At 43.8% G+C, this 283-nt stretch carries 1 pseudogene; it reads right to left on the bottom strand.

Annotation, left to right across the window (positions count from 1 at the left end):
* Positions 1-166: 166 nt before the first annotated feature.
* A pseudogene (locus A0125_RS16265) lies at positions 167-283 on the bottom strand (DUF3341 domain-containing protein); the annotation flags it as partial.

Genomic DNA, 283 nt, shown 5'->3' with positions numbered 1-283 from the left:
GGTGCAGCGCCAATGCCACTTTGCGAATAAAAACAGAGGGTTCTGCTTGGCTACCATATCCGCCTGTAGTGCCACCAAAGTGGGCAAAACAACGGTTTCATAAAGCCATCATCTCTCCAAACGGAGCTGCTCCGCTCCGGGAACCAATTTCGATTTATGATAAAAATCATTTCCTTTCATTGTATTTAACCTCTACTGCGCCGGCATCTTTCAACAAACCGTCAATCAGGGAGTGATCTGTGTTTTCTTTTGCATCAATAGCAATAATGAATCTATCATCAGA

Source organism: Sphingobacterium populi (genome assembly GCF_001586775.1).
GTDB lineage: Bacteria > Bacteroidota > Bacteroidia > Sphingobacteriales > Sphingobacteriaceae > Sphingobacterium > Sphingobacterium populi.
Note: the sequence above shows the minus strand (reverse complement) of the source record. Positions and strands in the feature narration are given on the sequence as shown.